Below are 16,875 nucleotides of genomic sequence, written 5' to 3'. Positions count from 1 at the left end.
ATATATTGTATTAAAAAGTCAACGATAAACCGCCATTTACAACCCTGGAAAGCGGGTAATTAATACCGCCCGTGTTGTTATCCTCAGGATCGAACCCTTTCAGACCAGGGCAATAGGTAGCCAGGTTATTTCCATTCACATACAAGCGAACGTTCTGCACGCCAAGACGGTTGGACAGCCCCGTTGGGAGGGTGTACCCAAACTCCAGGTTTTTCAGCCTGATGTAGTTGGTATTAAAAAGCAGGTGCGTATTTCGCTGTGATCTCCAATACTCGTCACTTCTGTTACTCGCACGCGGTTTGGAACCGTTGATGTTGTCGGGAGTCCAGCGATCATCGAAATCTTCTTTCCAGTAGTTTCCGAAATCGCCACTTTCGAGAGAGAGGTAACGAAGCGCACCGGTAGCTGCCTGAAACAGGATAGAAAGGTCAAAGCCTTTGTAGCTCAGGTTAGCACCGATACCACCCTGAAAGCGAGGCACATCCGTTTTATAGTTGCGGACGCGGTCACTCGCATCGATTTTGCCATCATTGTTCACATCCTGGAAAACTACGTCACCCGGACGCGCACCTCCCCAGTGCGGATAAGCATCCACGGCAGCCTGGTCTTTGAAGATGCCGATTGCCTGATAATACAGGTCGCGGTCAGGATCGAAAGGCGTATTGGGATCGCTGGGCTTGGTCGGAAGCGGATGGCCGGTAACCTGTTGATAGTCGGGACGCCCCGGTGTTTCATCAATGAAGTTTACCTTATTGATCGCATACCCTCCGTTCACAAAGACCGTGTATTTCAGGCCCTTCACATCGCCACGATACGACACATTGAAGTCAAATCCTTTGTTTGACGTCTTTCCAATGTTTTCGCTTGGAAGGGTTAGGCCCGTTGAAGTAGGAACGGATGCGTTCCTTTTCCAGAGCAATCCCGAACGACGATAGTCAAATACGTCGAAGGTAATATTGATGCGATCATTCAATAAGCTTGCATCGAAACCGATATCGCCCTGGCTGGCTACTTCCCATGTCACGTTGGGATTGGGGATACGGGTTTCTCCCAATGTTTTATTTTCAATATTGGTCCCGAACACCATGTTTTGGTTCTGGAAACCGTAGGTTCCAAGGTATTGCCATTCTTCAATGCGGTCGTTACCGGTTTGCCCCCACGAAGCGCGAAGTTTGAACTGATTAATAAAGCTTACATTGTCTTTCCAGAAGCCTTCTTCCGAAACGCGCCATCCCGCAGACACACCCGGGAAAAACCCGAAACGTTTTGCTTTGGGGAAAATGTAGGATCCATCTACCCTCCATACAAACTCCATCAGGTATTTCTCCCTGAAACTGTAATTGACACGTCCGAAGTAGTTCAGCCTTGCACTTTGGTAGGCTGTTCCGGCATTGTCCTTCTCCGCATCCCCACCTGCGTTGAGCTGATCGAGGGAAGTCGATACGAAATAACGACGGAACGCATTGAACTTGTCGCCATTACCGGTTCTCTTTTCAGTACCCACCAGGAACTTTACCATGTGGTTGGCACCAATGGCTTTCTCGTAATTAAGATAACCATTGAGCAAAATATCCTGCTTGTCTTCCGTATACTCGGTAAGGTTAGGATCGCCTACCCCTTTCTTTCCACGTACCAGTATAGGCTGCCCATTCGCATCAAGACTGGTCCCATCCCAGGAATTGAGATACCATGGAGTTTGAAAACGCTTTCTGAAATTGAACCCTTTATCAACCCCGGCATTACCCGTGAATGAAAGTCCTTCAATCCAGGGAATTTTGACATTCAATTGCAGTGTACTGTTCAAGACATACCACTTATCGCGGTCGTATCCGGTTTGGTTGGTACTCACCACGACAGGGTTATTTCCATACTCGATATCCGGCCCCGTAGCGCCGTTTGGCCAGTAAGCGGGCATATTCGGCTTGCCCCTCATCACCATCCATAATATATCTCCCGCTGATCGCGTAGGATAGTTTTTATCTTCCATACGGCCTGATACGTCGAAGCGCAGACTGATATTCTTGGTGATAGTCGCATCGAGGTTTGTTCTGAAATCATGCTGCGTGTACTTGGTCGCACTGTTCTTGTAATATCCATCCTGGGTTTTGGTACCCAGCGAGACAAAATAGCGCACGGCCTCGCCGCCACCTGACACAGTAGCGTTGTAAAAGTGCTGGCCCGACCAATTTTTGTAGATTTCGTCGAACCAGTCCGTATTCGGATATTTCCATGGATCCGAACCATCGGCAAATTTGGCAATGTCCTCGGAAGTATACCGGGGCGGACGGTTTCTATACAGATCCACCTCGTTCAATGCCTGTGCATACTCCGATGAATTCGTCATTTTAGGCAGGATGGTAGGCTGACTGAAACCCTGATTGGCATTGAAGGTAATGGTAGGTTTTCCGGTTTTACCACGTTTGGTGGTGATCAGAATAACCCCGTTTGCGGCCTGAGCGCCATAAATCGCAGCAGAAGCGTCCTTCAAAACCGAAATCGTTTCGATACTGTTGGGGTCAATGCGATCCAGCGAACGACCTGGGATACCATCCACCACCACAAGGGCATCGTTGTTGCCCAACGTGTTCATCCCACGGATACGGATGGTAGATCCGTCTTGTCCTGGTTCGCCGCTTCGTGAAACCAGCGTTACCCCTGGCAGACGTCCGGCAAGACTGTTACTCACATTGACGGCCGGAGATTTTACAACCTCAGATCCCTTCACGGTTGTTACGGAACCGGTTAATGTCTCCTTCTTCTGCTCTCCATACCCTACTACAACCACCTCACTAAGGGCCTGTGAATCGCCCACCAGCGTCACGTCGATGGAATTCCTTGTGCCAACTATAACTTCCTGCTTAACAAAACCAACGTAACTATATACGAGGATCGCCTCTGCATTGGGAACTGCGATTGCGTATTCTCCGGAAGCATCCGTGGTAGTACCTGTGTTTGTCCCTTTTACAAGGATACTTACACCGGGCAGCGGGGTTCCGTTTTCCTCGGTAACTTTTCCCTTCACAGTAAGATCTGCTTGCAAAAGGGCTGTTTTCATTTCGGGCAGCCCAGCGGCTTGAAGCGGCAAGGGTTGGCTCACGAGCAGAGCCATAGCCAGGCACACACCTGCGGGTGGGCATAGCTGTTTTAGGTAAAGCGTTTTGATCATAGATTTCAATTAATACATGGTTTAGAATACCGTCATTTCAGGGCATAAGGATTCCTCCCGACCGAAAAATCGGCCGTTGCCTTCAATGGAGTTTAGATGCTGTTAGTTTTTTTTAGTCATAGGCAAAAGGTTAGAAACAGGAATAGATGAATACGTTGAAACACAGATCTTGCTGATAGGGAAATGTGATAGTATTAATGAACAGTAGCCAGAAGTGGCTCAAAAGTGGGTTTAATAATGGAAATGCACCGATTCGCATCTCTGTTTGGCGAGAATGAAACATTAGTGTGGATAATAATTAATCGATAACCGGTGTGAGTAAGTAACATTATCGGAAGTGAAAGATGTTTGACAAAAACACAACACTATCATCCGCGACAGATCAGGACTACTCCCTCCATTAAAGGGAGACAAATCGTCTCGAATGCCTCTTTACGGGTCATATTTCGTTCCCTGTAAGCCATTTACAGCGCCCGCAAAAAAGCTATATATATTTTTTACACAGATATAATTAATCAGATAAGCATTAAATTACTTTTCTCTATCATTTCAAGATAAGGAGTGACGATAGCACGCAGAACAATCGATTTTACAGCACAATTTTAAAGTGAAACAGCACCAAAAATACTTCTATATTTGATTGATTTAGACTGTATTTTGATATTATACAAGATTTAAGACAATTCCATAGAAAAATATTACCAAATAATGCAATCACAATGATTTGTTATTTTTGCATAATTCAATAGCCGGATACTGCCATCAGTTCTAGAATTACAACATCGAGCCGAGATAGGAGCACTGGGTTCACCAGCTAGCTGTAAAAGCTCCTGATATAGAAATATACTCAGGCCAATAGACTTTTTGGAAAGCAATTCCGATAGGTTAATTTATCCTTGAAAATTCGTGGGTCTATTTTCATCATTACACCTATTTTGACCCGAAACGAGTGGAGAGTTTTAGTTGTCCGGCGCTTAGCTTGATGTGCGCCTATTAGTCGATGAGCATATCATTCGTCTTCACAAATGTTATCATTCATCTAAATAATTTAGCTATTGGTCGAAATGAATTCAATAACCTTTCACAAAATTTTCAGGACCAATATGAAATTACTATAATTGAATGCGGTTAATCGTATAGATTAAGCGTTGTAGTAAGATGTTGCTTAATCCCCTCCCGGTCTTCGGGGGGATGATTTTCTTCTCATCCCGATCAGGAAGCGGTTGTCCCGGCAAAATAAATTGGCCGGAGTAAATCCCCGGCCAAGATTAATTGTTGTATCTAAAATGAGGCCCCGGATGATAAACCAGAGCCCCAGGTTGCCTTATGCGCAAATCGGGCTATCACAACCCTCCCACGTTACATTTACTGTTTGAGCAGCTTGATGACTTTGCTTACGCCACCCATACGTAATTTGATTAAATGCATGCCAGGCCGCAGAGTCTGACCGACCAGGGTTCCGTCTTTCCCCTCCCCGCTTTCTACTTTCATGCCTGCCGCATTATAAATTTCATAACTGAATTCAGAAGATGCCCTGATCTGGAAGAATTGGGAAGATGGATTAGGATAAGCCATTGCACTTGGCTCAAATTCCACCGATTCCGGTCCTGCCAATCGGGAAATGCCTGCCGTGCTTACCTGTTCGAGCCGGAATTGCTGGTTGATGCCATTGTTGCACGCCCATTGCTGAATGAGTGCTCCATTAGCTGTGGAAGCAGCTGCCACGTCGAGACATTTACCGCTATGCCGGGCCTTGATCTGGTAATAACCGTCTCCCGAATCCATCAACTGAAACTGTTGGTTGGTACCTGCGCCGGCCGTCCACTGCTGCACTTTCGCTCCGTCATCCGTAGAAAACCCACTGATGTCCAAATTTTTGCCACTGTGAACGGCCTTTAAAGTATAATATCCGCTTCCATTGGCTGTCACTACCCAATGTTGGTTAGCGCTGCCACTGCCAGGCCACTGGTCCACCTGCGCGCCATCAGCGGTAGACGCGCCGACGACGTCCATCAGTTGATTGCTATGCCTCGCGATAATGCGGTAAGTTGCGCCGGAAATAACCGAAGCTGCATTTTGTATATCTCCGTAAATAATTCCCCGACCGGCTCCTCCCAGGTACAACCTGCCGTACACACGCGGATCGCCGGTAATGGTGGTAACCGTGCCATACTGGTGCTGGGCATCGTTTATACGTGTCCAGGTGGCCCCGCCGTCGTCCGACCGGTAGAAGCCGGAAGTGCCGTTCACGGTGCCGACGATAAAGACTGCCGGATAAGTTTTCCCCGGAGCTGCTTTTCCGAATGAAACCGCCGTAGCATTTTGTACGCTGCCCACCTGCGTAAAACTGGTGCCGGAGTTCGTGGAACGATACACCCCATTCGGATTGGCGAGCCAGATGTCGCCTTCCGAGCCAAAAACGGTGCGGATTCTGGTTAACCATGCCTGATAATCGGGAACCGTCGGCAGGCCGGTCGCTTGTATCGAAAAGGAAGTTCCCCCGTTGGTACTTACCCAAATCCTGCCATTCACAGGGTCGTATGCATAGAATTTCTGAGAATTCACCCGGTCGGAGATGGGCTTTAAGTTGGCTGGCACACCACCGCAGGCCGTCCAGGATGTTCCGCGATTGGTAGAGACATACATTGCGGAAGCCCCCTCGGGAGCCCACACAATCCTGTTGCCATCGGCGGAAACTGCGATATTGCCACCACCGGTTGTGCCGGAAGGTACGCTGGCAAACGACGTCCAGGTACTGCCGCCGTCAGTGGAATAGGAGCCATAGTTACCACCGGAATTGTTGTAGGTACGGGCCATAAAACCGGGAACGCTCTGCGCAAAATCGATACTGAGGCTGGTGCCATACTGGGGCGATAAGCGACCGCCGGATGGCGAAACATCCAGGTTATCATGTTTGAAACCGTCAATATCACCCAGGGCGCTCAAAAGCGGGGCACCGGCAGGCGGGCTGATCAGTTCCAGGGCGGCGGTTTCTTCTAAGCCTTTATTTTGAAATATCCAGTTGGTCGGGCTCGCACCGAGATTATTCGAATTGTAGACCCCATAACCCGTTACAAACCATGCATTATTAGCATTGAACGGATCGATTTCTACGTCACCCAACCAGTGAGGATTCATGGAAGCCGCATACGGAGCCAAAGCATGATCCCACGTAGCATTGGTCAACAGGGCGGTCCAGTTGCTGCCGCCATCTGTCGTGCGAAGAACTTCATCGCGCGGCCACCAGCGGCCCAATGTACTTACGATCACATGATTGGCATTCTGAGCGTCGACGGAAATGCCCCCGTACCCCCCTTGTCCGGCAGGTGGGGATATATTGGTCCATGCATTACTGGCCGGATTCAGCTTCCACACCGCTCCGGCGCCGACATTATTCGGACCGCTGGCGTCAGAATAGGACAGATAAATAATACCGTTCGAAGCCCGGGCCGCCTGATGCGGCATCAGATTGGTTGGCTGGCCGGAGACGGCCGTCCAGGTAGCTCCGCCGTCCGTACTCTTGTATAGGTTGGTACCTGTCTGCATGACGCCCACGTAGATCGTTTTCGTCGCTGTACCGGATGAACTACTGCTTTTATCAAACAGTACGAAGGAAATACCTCCCGAACCAACCGGACTGGAACTGACCGGAAAGCTGGTGACTTTGCTCCACGTAGATCCGTAGTTGGTGCTTTTCCAGAGTCCGTCTGTGCTGGAACCCAGGAAGAGGACGCTTCCCAGGTTCGGGTCTACCTGTAGACGTTCACCGGCTGAGCGCCCGTTTTCGTTCCCTCCGAGTTTAATCGACAGGCTGTTACGTGTCCACGTCGCTCCCTTGTCGGTCGACGAATAGACTGCTCCTGTTGCGCCCCATGACTGCGTGTAAAGGCCTGTTGCCATATACACCCTATTGGGGTTTGAGGGATCGGTCGCCATACTGACCACGCCATAATCATCGCTGGAAGCAAAGCTATCTGAGAGCGGGATCCATATTTTATTAGCGGCATCCCAGCGATAAGCTCCTCCTATGTCCGTGCGCGCATAGATCAGGTTTTGCTGGGTAGTGCTATAGATAACACCCGTCACAAATCCCCCGCCCAGTATCTGAACGTTTTTCCATTTGTACGTCTGAGCAAGCAGCGTGGTTGCTGAAAGGAATGTCAGCCAGCAACAGACCACTAATGTCAATTTCATGACGGGTGGCACTATTCCCTTGCTACTACTATTTTGATTCACACCTCTGCCTCCTTTGCGAAACCTCGCAAATTGCTCCGACGGGGCTTGATTTTGGATCAGCTGATGGCTGTGTGTTGGTTTCGTTGAGTAAGTTTTGTCCATATGCATGTGTTTAAGTGATTGCTAAATAGTTCAGATGAACCGCGGCTTTGACCTCATATCCATGTCCACTCCTAAGTCGGGAAACGGCGCGCTCGCATCCGGTCAGAGTGGTACAATAACGAGGATTCATTGCATCAAAGGTAGATCACTAACAGTCTATGCATGGGTACGAAATAGTCCAAATAAGGGGGCTAAAAAGTCCATAATGGTATTAATTAGCCAAAAAATGAAAAAAATTTAATTTTTACCGGCTAGGGCAGCTCTGAAAAGCGGGACACATTTTCAGACATTCTAATGCAAAGTGAAAGCTCGGAAACCGATGAGACTCGTAGAGGTTACGATGGTGAGCGGCCGGTCGGCCCCGGCAATCAGTTAAAAGTCTGACGAAATTCCAGCGGCGATAAATTCGTCTTCTTTTTAAAAAGCGTGCTAAAAGATTGTGCGTGCTCAAAGCCCAGGGCATAGGCGATCTCGCTGACCGAAAGACTGGTGGTAGAAAGTTTCTCTTTGGCTTTTGCGATCAGTTTCTCATGAATATGCTGCTGCGTATTCTGCCCTGTATGAATTCGAAGCAGGTCGCTCAGGTAGTTCGGCGACAGGTTCATCCGTCCCGCAATATATTGTACCGTGAGCAAGCCGTGAACGTCGCTGTTATAATAGTCATCGATCAGCTGCTCGAACCTGGTCAGCAGATCCGAATTGTTATTCTTGCGGGTCAGAAACTGCCTTTCATAAAAACGGTTGGAGTATTTGAGCAGACTCTCAATCTGCGTCAGAATGATATCCTGGGTATATTTATCGATATGCCGGCACTCCTTATCAATTTTATGGAGGATCGTGATCAGGTCATCTTCCTCGTCGGCCGACAGGTGCAGCGCTTCGTTTACTGCGTAATCGAAAAAACCATATTGGTGAATATTATTTGCCAGCGGATGCTGTAAGAGGAAGTCCGGGTGAAAGATCAAAAGATAACCGGACCCACATTCCATATTTTGCAGGTCCAGTTGTTGCACCTGGTTAGGCGCGGTAAAACTTAATACTCCTTTGTCGTAATCATAGTGTTGTTGTCCGTACCGGATCTTGCCTCTGGCATCGCGTTTGAGCGCCACGCAATAAAAGCGGTTAACAAAACCTTTCCAGATATCGTCTTCCAGAAAAACACTTTCCGCCAAGTTAATTATGCTTACCAGCGGATGGCGAGGTTCGGGCAATGATAGCAACCGGTGAAATTCCGATATAGAGTTAATGGCGTTCATAATTAAAATTAATCAATTAAGCCCATACTGAACTCGTCGTAAGGTGCACCCGTGTCCGTACCCAATGGAATAATGCTTTCCAGTTGTGAAAGATCCGCCTCCGTCAGCGCAATGGTAGTCGCCGCCAGGTTTTGCTCCAGGTACTTTCTGCGTTTCGTACCCGGTATCGGTAAAATCCCCTTACTTATGAGCCAGGCCAAAGCCAACTGCGAAGAAGTGACGTTCTTTGTTGCTGCCATGGCTTCAATTGCCTTAACCAGTTCAATATTCTTATAAAACATTTCGCCCTGAAAACGCGGGATCGCTCTGCGGAAATCGTTATCCGGCAAATCATCGATGCTTTTGATCTGTCCCGATAAAAATCCACGACCCAACGGTGAGTAAGCAACAAACCCGATACCCAGTTCATTTAATGTCGCCAACACCCCGCGCTCTTCCACCGTCCGTTCAAATAAGGAATACTCGCTTTGTACTGCGGTAATCGGGTGAACGGCATGCGCCCGCCTAACCGTTTCAGACGATACTTCTGACAGACCGAGATAACCTACCTTGCCTTCCTTGACCAGCCCCGCCATGGCGTCAACCGTTTCCTCGATCGGCGTATTTTTATCCAGGCGGTGCAGGTAATACAGGTCGATGTAATCGGTATTGAGGTTTCTTAGCGAACGCTCTAACGATTTCTTTACATAGTCTTTTTTACCATTGATGGCCCAGGTCACTTTATCGTTATCATCGATTTCCCATCCAAACTTGGTGGCCAAAATAACCTGATCACGTTTACCGCTGATGGCCTTTGCAATGAGCTGCTCGTTTTTGAGTGGCCCGTACAGGTCGGCGGTATCCAGAAAATTACCGCCTAATTCGAGCGAACGGTGAATTGTCGCGATGGCTTCCTGCTCATCCGCGGGGCCGTACATATGTCCTTCTTCAAAGCCTGTCATACCCATGCAGCCCAGGCCGATCACTGGTACAACCAATCCTTGGCTGCCCAATGCAATACGTCTAATTTCCATGGCTCAAAGGTCGGTAAGCAAAATCGCGCACACGTATGCAAACCCCTGAGGCTTGTAAGCAAATCAACGAATGCTATTAAGGTCTATCGACATCGGGACTTTCAGGGTAGGATCCGGGCGTCAGAGTAGCTCTTCTTCAATCGCCTGGTATACTGTTCTGACCAACGGCCGAAAGCCCAGGCTTCGCGCAAGTGAACCGTCTGCATGGAGATACCAGGGATTTGTCAGAGGCCTCGATGACGACGCCATAGGTTGCCCGACAATTTTTAAAAGCTCATAGAGTGAGGTTGGCGCTTCATCGGATATGTTGACGATGCGGCCATCCAGTATCCCGTCCAGGGCCATCTTCATTGCAGTGTAGATGTCGCGGTGATGGATCGTGCTCATCCTCATGGCCGGGTGAAAATTCGCCGCCGATACATGCCTGGGAAGTTCTTCGAGGTGCCCGTCGCCGTCGCCATATACAAATGGAAAGCGCAAAACGGCCCATTTCAAGCCGCTCTCACCAAGCGCATTTTCAGCCGCGACTTTGCTGGCGGGATAGGCGTGTTGGGGGTTGAGCGCATCTTCTTCCCGGCCGGGATGCGGATTGTCGATATTGTACACGTGGCTGGTACTTGCCATGATGAAGCGGGCACCGGGTGCGTTTTTCTTTACCGCATTGATCAGGTTGCGGGTACCATCAAGGTTGCTCTTCCAGATCAGATCGGTGTCAGCTGAGCGGAACACGGCCGCAAGGTGAATGATTGCTGTGGTACCTTTCACCGCTCGTTCCAGGCTTGCTGCATCAAAAAGATCGCCTTCGACAGCAATTGCGCCGGCAGCAACGTTCTTCCCTCTTACCAATGCGGTGCACTCATAGCCCGATTCCACCAGTCTGCGCAGAAGGCGCGAACCAACAAGGCCTGTTGCACCGGTTACCAGAATTTTACCAGATTGTCTGTCCATAATTTTAGATTTTTATGAACACAAATGTCTGGCTAATCAGTTGACTGGGCTCGCACAAAAACCGCTTTTATCAGGACAAATCCTGATAAAAGGCTGCCACCGTCTTGCCAGTAGCTTTCTTAAATAAGCGGGAGAAATAGCCGGGGTCGTTAAAACCGAGCTCGTAAGCCAACTCCTTCACCGAAATATTCTGACCGTAGTGTATGCGGCGCGTTGCCTCCAGCATCAGGCGTTGGGTCATAAACTCCTTTGGCGAGAGGCCCGAGTGTTTTTTTACAATACGATATAAAGAATCGTCTCCGAGAGCCAACTTCTCTGCAATGGTGGTTATGGCAGGCTGACTGGCAAAATTGGATTCAACAAACACCTTGAACTCGATGAACTTATCAATCTCTCCACCGGCTGGCCTCTTCTGCGATCTGAAATAGGCTGAATTGATTTCCGTGAGCAGGCTGTTCAGGTATGCCAGAACAAGGTCGGGGTCGCCGTCAGTAGTACGCAGCAGATCTGTCAGTATTTGAAATATGGCTCGCAGCCGGTTTGCAGCACCGGGCAAAAAACTGATCTTTTGCTGGCTGAGAGGATTCAAAAGGAATGGAAATTTCCCAGGCAAGCGGTAAAGACATTCATCATCGAAGCCCAACTTGTAATAATCCAACCCATGTGCGTTTTCAGGGAAATCCTGAAACTGATTAGGAAGGGAAAACAACATTTCATTCTTTCCCACCGTGATTTTTTCTCCGTCGACCCTATATCGGCAAGAACCTTCCAACACGAGCAGGAAAAAATAGTAGGAAAGTCGCTGGCTACTTCCGTAATTTTCAGAGGCTTCTTCCGACAAGTGCCCAAACGCCGGTGACACCACCCGGATCGGTAGTATGTTGTTCTGACTGAAATTCGTCGGTAGCCGATATTTGTTTACCTTTTCCACAATCACTGGTTAATTGCCGTTTATAAAAATACAGCTTCGTATTCACAATGCCAGCGTTTACACCAGCTCAGTTCTAAGCCTCCCGAATCTACCAGCGCAAAAAAAGTCCTGGGTGAGTGTAATGTTCTTTGAAAATAGCCACTAACTCAGCCAAAGAACAGAACCATGAAGAAGTTAATCCTATTGCTCGCACTTGTCTCGACCAGCAAACGCTCAGAATATCACCGGGAAATGGAACGGAATGCTTCGCGCCCAGGGAATGGAGCTCCGATTGACCTTTCAGAAGAACGCGGTCGTTATTGAGAAACTTACGGGTTGGGTGCTAGCAAAAACAAAATGAGTCAAGATTTTTACCAGTTATCGATTCTGCCCTTTGCCGCGATTATTATCAAAATCTGTCGGGCATATACCAACTCTCAGGAAGATTTTGAGGATTACTACCAGGAAGTCTGTCTGCAAATATGGCGAACCAGAGACAACTTTCACCGCCAATGCAACTGGTCAACCTGGGTGTATCGCGTTTCACTGAACGTCTGCTTGACACTACTCAAAAAAAAGAAAAGACATGGAAAGACCTATTTTACGTCGGAAGTTCTACCCGATGTATTGATCACCGAAAATCGGGCTTTTAACGATGAGCTTCTCAACCAATTATACGCAGCTATAAGACGCTTATCCGAAGTTGACCGGGCCGTGATCCTACTGTATCTGGAAGAAAAATCGTATCAGGAAATTGCGGAAATCCTGGATACCAATGCGAATAATATAGGTGTCAGGGTGACCCGGATTAAAGAACGTTTAAAGAAACTACTCGATGAAAATTCCCATTGAAACCATCTGGAAAGAAGGCTTTCTAAATGAAAAGAGCTTGGCTGCCCCAGCCATTAACGACTTGTACAATCAAAAATCAAAGCACCTGGTTAACAGAGTGGACAGGATGTTCAGGATTAATTTATATGTTCTACTTGTCATTGCCCTGATCATCCCTGTCATCTATTATTTCCTGGATGCCACTTGGCAAGGGGTTGCTGCATCGATCCTGCTCCTGCTGACAGCCTGGTATAACAAACGGCAATTGCGGCATATCGACAATTTGGATCAAGGGGCAACAAGTCTTGACTATCTCATCTCGTTAGAGCAATGGCTCAAAACCGTTCTGCTGAAAGGCGAAAAAATAGCCCGTCTCTCCTACCCGCTTTACATCCTGATTGCTATCGGTACGATCTGGTCTGCCTGGAATAAGCAAGGAGTAACCTTAAAAATACGCCAAAAATTTCCGGCCTTATTCCTGATTGAGGATTACCCGGTATTCATGTTACTTATGATAGGGACAAGCCTTTTCCTGATCGTCTATATATCCGCTAAAATTTACCAATTTGAAGTGCGCCTGATGTATGGACGTGTACTGGATAAACTGGAAGAAACCATTATTGAAATGAAAAAATTAAAACAAGGTTTTTAGAATAGCCACAACTAAATTAAACAGCAATACCACTATGGCAGATTATCTGGCAAAATCAACCAACTCCTTAGCGTTTGACGTAACGCAAGGCGATCAATTCATTGGCAAGCTTTCTTACAAAAGCTGGTTCTCTTTTACAGCGATAATTGAAATGGCCAACCAGGCAACCTATCAAGTTGATCCCAAGGGATTTTGGGGTACGACCATTGAAGTAAAGGACGCCGCCCACCGATTACTGACATTCACCCTGAATTGGCATGGAGACATTGTTATGGAAACATATTTTAACAACGTTGAGAGAGGATACATTTTCAAGCACCGGGGTATTTTCAATGAATCGTTTGTACTGACTGACCAGGAAGGGGTGGAGCTGTTGGTCATGAAGCCTCATCTGAAATGGCAAAACATGACTTATGAGTATCAAATAGTAACCTCCGACCGCTTTAATTCTTTTTCTACAAAAGAACTATTGCTGTTGACTTCGTTACATTGCGCAAATTATTACATGTCAATGCTTGCAACTGGCATAGCAACCTAACGTTCGGTTATTTGCAGAGTAACTTTTACTCTGGAGAAAACTGTATATTCATTCTACCCAGCTTCGACGCCAAGATGCTGCCTCAAATAATCTGCCGTTACCGAAGCACTATCCTTCAATAAGTCGGATACGGTTCCGGTGAACAAAATATGGCCTCCGTACTTTCCGGCCCCGGGACCAATGTCGATGATCCAATCGGCGTGGGCGATAACGTCCAGGTTATGTTCGATCACGATCAGCGTATTGCCCTGATCGACCAGGGCATCGATAAAATCCAGGAGCTTCTGCGTATCGCTCGGGTGGAGTCCGGTGCTCGGTTCATCAAGAACAATTATTCTATTGGAGTGCTTCAATTCCCTAGTCAATTTCAGACGCTGCCTTTCTCCGCCCGAAAAACTATCCAGCCGTTGTCCCAGGGTCAGGTAGCCCAGCCCAAGTTTGGACAGCACTTCAAAAGAGCCGGCGTACAATTTGTCCGGGAAGAAACCTGCAGCTTCTTCAACGGTCATCTCCATCACATCCACGATGTTTTTGTCCCTGTAAAAGTATTTAAGGACTTCCGGCTTAAAACCCGAACCTTCGCAAAGTTCACAAGGCTGTTCTATATCGTCCATAAATGCCAGGTCGATTTTTTCTACGCCGGTCCCCCGGCAGTTTTCACAAGCTCCTTCGCTGTTTCTGCTAAACAGCTTTGGGGACACATGGTTCGCCTTCGAGAATCGCCCTCTTAGATCGTCAGAGAGATCCAGGTAGGTAAGCAGGTTGGATCGTATGCCGGTGGCAAACAGGGACTGGTCAATAATAGTAATCTGTGGATAAAATCTAGGCAGCACCTTGTTGATCAGGGTACTCTTGCCGGAGCCGGCCACTCCCGTTACTGCCGTTAATACATTTTTGGGGATTTTTACGCTGACGTTTTTGAGGTTATGCAGGCTGCCATTTTCAATTTCCAGGTATCCTTTCGCCTTTCTCTGGCTGTACTTGAAATGGGGTTTCTTAGCGAAATACAGGCCCGTTTTTCCGGTTGACTTTTTTAAGCCTTCAAAGGAACCTTCGTAGAGGATGGTTCCTCCATCTTTGCCAGACTGCGGTCCCATGTCGATAACCCAGTCGGCGATCTTGATGAGATCGGGATCATGCTCGACAATCAGTACCGTATTTCCTTTATCCCTTATTTGCCTGATGATCGAGGCAATATTCTGCAGGTCTTTAGGGTGTAGCCCGACGCTGGGTTCATCGAAAATATAGAGCAAATCCGTCAGGTTGTTGCCCAGGTTTTTGACCATTTTTATCCGTTGACTTTCGCCGCCCGAGAGCGTATCCGTCCTTCTGTCCAGCGTCAGGTATTGTAGCCCTATGTCGATGATGTTTTGCAGCTTCTTTTTGAGCTCTGTCAGTATGGTTTCATAGATGTCGGATTCAAGTGTATCTATAAACCCGAGCAACTCATCTATTGAAAGCCTCGTGCAATCGGCGATGTCTTTGTCAGCGACTTTGCAGGACAGGATTCTATCGTTGAGTCTTTTGCCGGCACAAGCCGGACAAGGTTTGGTTACGGTGATGTTTTTTAAAGCCTCCTTCCGGGCGTTATATTCCTTTGATTCCTTTTTCAGGAAGGCTTTTTCGATCCGGGGGACTATACCTTCGTATTTCACCGACTTTCTCCACTCCTTATGCGGCTTCCTGGGTTTATGCTCCACAGCATTTAACAGCATGTCCAGTTCTGCCGGCGAATAGTCTGCCAGCTTTTTGTCGTTATCGAAATAGCCTGACTCCGTGTATCTGGTTAAACGCCAGCCTCCGGGCTGGAAAGTGGGAAACAGGATCGCACCCTCGTTCAAAGATTTCCGCTTGTCGATCAACGCATCGACATCTACGCTCTGTACAAAACCAAGCCCCTCACATTCAGGACACATCCCCAGGGGATTGTTGAACGAAAATGCATTTGAATATCCCACAAAAGGTTTTCCGATCCTGGAAAAAAGAAGTCTCAGAGACGCATAGACATCTGTGGCTGTCCCTACGGTCGACCTTGCGCTTCCGCCGAGCCTTTTTTGGTTAATTATAATGGGCACATTCAGGTTTTCAATTTTATCTACATCCGGTACCCCGATGTGCTGGAGGCGATTTCTAAGAAAGCTGCCCTGCGTTTCGTTAAACTGGCGCTGTGCTTCGGCCCCTATTGTTTCAAAAACCAGTGAGGATTTGCCTGAACCGGAAACCCCCGTAAAAACGACAATCTTGTTTTTCGGTATGGCAAGAGAAATATTCTTCAGATTATTCTGTCTCGCATTGAATATCGTAATCTGCTTCATTTTTCTTAACTTTGCTAATAATTAACAAAGTTAACTATTTTAGTGGCATGGAGCAAGCCCAGAAGGAATTTTACGAAGTGTTTACCGATTTGCAGTGCTTTATTCTGGCCAATATGCAAAAGGGCAATATCAACGGCGTGACGGCAACCCACTACAACATAATCGAATACGTTTATCGGCACAACAGGTGTACAGGCAAGCAGGTGGCAAAGGCGTTCAGCATAAGTCCACCGGCTATCTCAAGGCAACTTAAATTTCTCATTGGAAACGGCCTGATCGAACAGGAACAGTCCTTAGACGACCGCCGGGTCTTTTACCTGAGCGTTACAGACGAAGGCCGCTTTATTGTCGACAACTCAGAAAACTTTAGAGAGGCCTTTGCCCAAAGGGCTGCCAAAACGCTCACCAGGGCCGAACTGAAAAACTTAACATCCCTGCTGGCAAAAATCATGCGTGATGTTGAAGGAACAGCCTCTTAAAAGCAATCCCTTTTTGTCGGCAAATTCGAAAAGGGCTTTCGAATTCACTGCTGAAGCAAAAGTTTTAACGGCTGTCCATCGCATGTTTCGTTGATACTTCACAGAATGATTATTGCAAGGCATGAATATTCCGACATAATTTAATTGTCCTGGCATCGCGGGCGGATGCGCAGGAGACGAGTATTAGCACAGTTTTTTTCTGAACATTCAATAAAGTGATTGTTGAAGATAAAAACACAAGTCATGGCAGACGATAAATTAAAAAAAGACTTTCGCGACCGCAACAAGATCGCCGCTGATGAAGATTACGAACTGGATTACGTAGCTAATGAACACGGCGTCAGCAGGCAAGACGTGCTGGGTGCGATCAAAGCAGTCGGCAATGACCGGTCGAAAGTTCAACTATATTTGAAACGTCAAAGCAAGTAG

Annotated in this window: 13 protein-coding genes; 6 read left to right on the top strand and 7 right to left on the bottom strand. The window is 47.6% G+C overall.

The features are described 5' to 3' along the window. Positions 1 to 10: 10 nt before the first annotated feature. From ACQ4MZ_RS16795 to ACQ4MZ_RS16770, 6 genes are all read right to left on the bottom strand, one after another. A complete protein-coding gene (locus ACQ4MZ_RS16795; RefSeq protein WP_430846484.1) occupies positions 11 to 3,166 on the bottom strand; it encodes a SusC/RagA family TonB-linked outer membrane protein in 3,156 nt (1,051 codons plus the stop codon). A gap of 1,365 nt (positions 3,167 to 4,531) precedes the next feature. After that, positions 4,532 to 7,360, bottom strand: a complete 2,829-nt coding sequence (locus ACQ4MZ_RS16790) for an RICIN domain-containing protein (protein WP_430846482.1) — start codon at positions 7,358 to 7,360, stop codon at positions 4,532 to 4,534. A 512-nt stretch (positions 7,361 to 7,872) separates the two neighbouring features. Beyond that, positions 7,873 to 8,760, bottom strand: a complete 888-nt coding sequence (locus ACQ4MZ_RS16785) for a helix-turn-helix domain-containing protein (protein ID WP_430846480.1) — start codon at positions 8,758 to 8,760, stop codon at positions 7,873 to 7,875. An 8-nt stretch (positions 8,761 to 8,768) separates the two neighbouring features. Beyond that, positions 8,769 to 9,773: an aldo/keto reductase gene (locus ACQ4MZ_RS16780; protein WP_430846478.1), complete on the bottom strand. Its 1,005-nt coding sequence runs from the start codon at positions 9,771 to 9,773 to the stop codon at positions 8,769 to 8,771. A gap of 120 nt (positions 9,774 to 9,893) precedes the next feature. Then, the gene (locus ACQ4MZ_RS16775) at positions 9,894 to 10,721 is read right to left on the bottom strand and encodes an NAD-dependent epimerase/dehydratase family protein (protein WP_430846476.1); all 828 of its coding nucleotides are present in this window, start codon (positions 10,719 to 10,721) and stop codon (positions 9,894 to 9,896) included. Positions 10,722 to 10,791: 70 nt separating this feature from the next. Beyond that, positions 10,792 to 11,652 carry an AraC family transcriptional regulator gene (locus ACQ4MZ_RS16770; RefSeq protein WP_430846473.1) on the bottom strand — a complete coding sequence of 287 codons (861 nt, stop codon included), beginning with the start codon at positions 11,650 to 11,652 and terminating at the stop codon, positions 10,792 to 10,794. Positions 11,653 to 11,817: 165 nt separating this feature from the next. Between ACQ4MZ_RS16770 and ACQ4MZ_RS16765 the strand changes: the two genes are divergently transcribed. From ACQ4MZ_RS16765 to ACQ4MZ_RS16750, 4 genes are read left to right on the top strand one after another with little or no spacing between them, the layout of a single operon-like run. Then, positions 11,818 to 11,955, top strand: coding sequence for a hypothetical protein (locus tag ACQ4MZ_RS16765; RefSeq protein WP_430846471.1), 138 nt, complete (start codon positions 11,818 to 11,820; stop codon positions 11,953 to 11,955). A gap of 33 nt (positions 11,956 to 11,988) precedes the next feature. Further along, complete coding sequence (locus ACQ4MZ_RS16760) at positions 11,989 to 12,483, top strand: RNA polymerase sigma factor (RefSeq protein ID WP_430846469.1); 495 nt, start codon at positions 11,989 to 11,991, stop codon at positions 12,481 to 12,483. Next, positions 12,467 to 13,114: a hypothetical protein gene (locus ACQ4MZ_RS16755; RefSeq protein WP_430846467.1), complete on the top strand. Its 648-nt coding sequence runs from the start codon at positions 12,467 to 12,469 to the stop codon at positions 13,112 to 13,114. Before ACQ4MZ_RS16760 ends, ACQ4MZ_RS16755 begins: the two co-directional genes overlap by 17 nt. Positions 13,115 to 13,148: 34 nt before the next feature. Next, on the top strand, positions 13,149 to 13,652 hold the full coding sequence (locus tag ACQ4MZ_RS16750; protein WP_430846465.1) for a hypothetical protein: 504 nt from the start codon (positions 13,149 to 13,151) through the stop codon (positions 13,650 to 13,652). A 53-nt stretch (positions 13,653 to 13,705) separates the two neighbouring features. Here ACQ4MZ_RS16750 and ACQ4MZ_RS16745 read toward each other — a convergent pair whose 3' ends face one another. Further along, positions 13,706 to 15,967 carry an ATP-binding cassette domain-containing protein gene (locus ACQ4MZ_RS16745; RefSeq protein ID WP_430846463.1) on the bottom strand — a complete coding sequence of 754 codons (2,262 nt, stop codon included), beginning with the start codon at positions 15,965 to 15,967 and terminating at the stop codon, positions 13,706 to 13,708. A 47-nt stretch (positions 15,968 to 16,014) separates the two neighbouring features. On the opposite strand from ACQ4MZ_RS16745, the gene ACQ4MZ_RS16740 reads away from it, so the two are divergent. Together ACQ4MZ_RS16740 and ACQ4MZ_RS16735 are read left to right on the top strand one after the other, a co-directional pair. After that, positions 16,015 to 16,446, top strand: a complete 432-nt coding sequence (locus ACQ4MZ_RS16740; RefSeq protein ID WP_430846461.1) for a MarR family winged helix-turn-helix transcriptional regulator — start codon at positions 16,015 to 16,017, stop codon at positions 16,444 to 16,446. A 243-nt stretch (positions 16,447 to 16,689) separates the two neighbouring features. Continuing rightward, entirely contained in the window at positions 16,690 to 16,875 is a 186-nt protein-coding gene (locus ACQ4MZ_RS16735; RefSeq protein ID WP_430846459.1) for a DUF3606 domain-containing protein, read from the top strand.

The organism is Dyadobacter sp. BHUBP1 (genome assembly GCF_050587785.1).
Classification (GTDB): Bacteria; Bacteroidota; Bacteroidia; order Cytophagales; family Spirosomataceae; genus Dyadobacter.
This window is presented reverse-complemented; position numbering and strand designations above follow the sequence as displayed.

Excerpts from the sequence above, each read along its gene's own strand:
- ACQ4MZ_RS16795 (WP_430846484.1), bottom strand. The coding sequence starts at position 3,166 with ATGATCAAAACGCTTTACCTAAAACAGCTATGCCCACCCGCAGGTGTG.
- ACQ4MZ_RS16790 (WP_430846482.1), bottom strand. The coding sequence starts at position 7,360 with ATGAAATTGACATTAGTGGTCTGTTGCTGGCTGACATTCCTTTCAGCA.
- ACQ4MZ_RS16785 (WP_430846480.1), bottom strand. The coding sequence starts at position 8,760 with ATGAACGCCATTAACTCTATATCGGAATTTCACCGGTTGCTATCATTG.
- ACQ4MZ_RS16780 (WP_430846478.1), bottom strand. The coding sequence starts at position 9,773 with ATGGAAATTAGACGTATTGCATTGGGCAGCCAAGGATTGGTTGTACCA.
- ACQ4MZ_RS16775 (WP_430846476.1), bottom strand. The coding sequence starts at position 10,721 with ATGGACAGACAATCTGGTAAAATTCTGGTAACCGGTGCAACAGGCCTT.
- ACQ4MZ_RS16765 (WP_430846471.1), top strand. The coding sequence starts at position 11,818 with ATGAAGAAGTTAATCCTATTGCTCGCACTTGTCTCGACCAGCAAACGC.
- ACQ4MZ_RS16760 (WP_430846469.1), top strand. The coding sequence starts at position 11,989 with ATGAGTCAAGATTTTTACCAGTTATCGATTCTGCCCTTTGCCGCGATT.
- ACQ4MZ_RS16755 (WP_430846467.1), top strand. The coding sequence starts at position 12,467 with ATGAAAATTCCCATTGAAACCATCTGGAAAGAAGGCTTTCTAAATGAA.
- ACQ4MZ_RS16750 (WP_430846465.1), top strand. The coding sequence starts at position 13,149 with ATGGCAGATTATCTGGCAAAATCAACCAACTCCTTAGCGTTTGACGTA.
- ACQ4MZ_RS16745 (WP_430846463.1), bottom strand. The coding sequence starts at position 15,967 with ATGAAGCAGATTACGATATTCAATGCGAGACAGAATAATCTGAAGAAT.
- ACQ4MZ_RS16740 (WP_430846461.1), top strand. The coding sequence starts at position 16,015 with ATGGAGCAAGCCCAGAAGGAATTTTACGAAGTGTTTACCGATTTGCAG.
- ACQ4MZ_RS16735 (WP_430846459.1), top strand. The coding sequence starts at position 16,690 with ATGGCAGACGATAAATTAAAAAAAGACTTTCGCGACCGCAACAAGATC.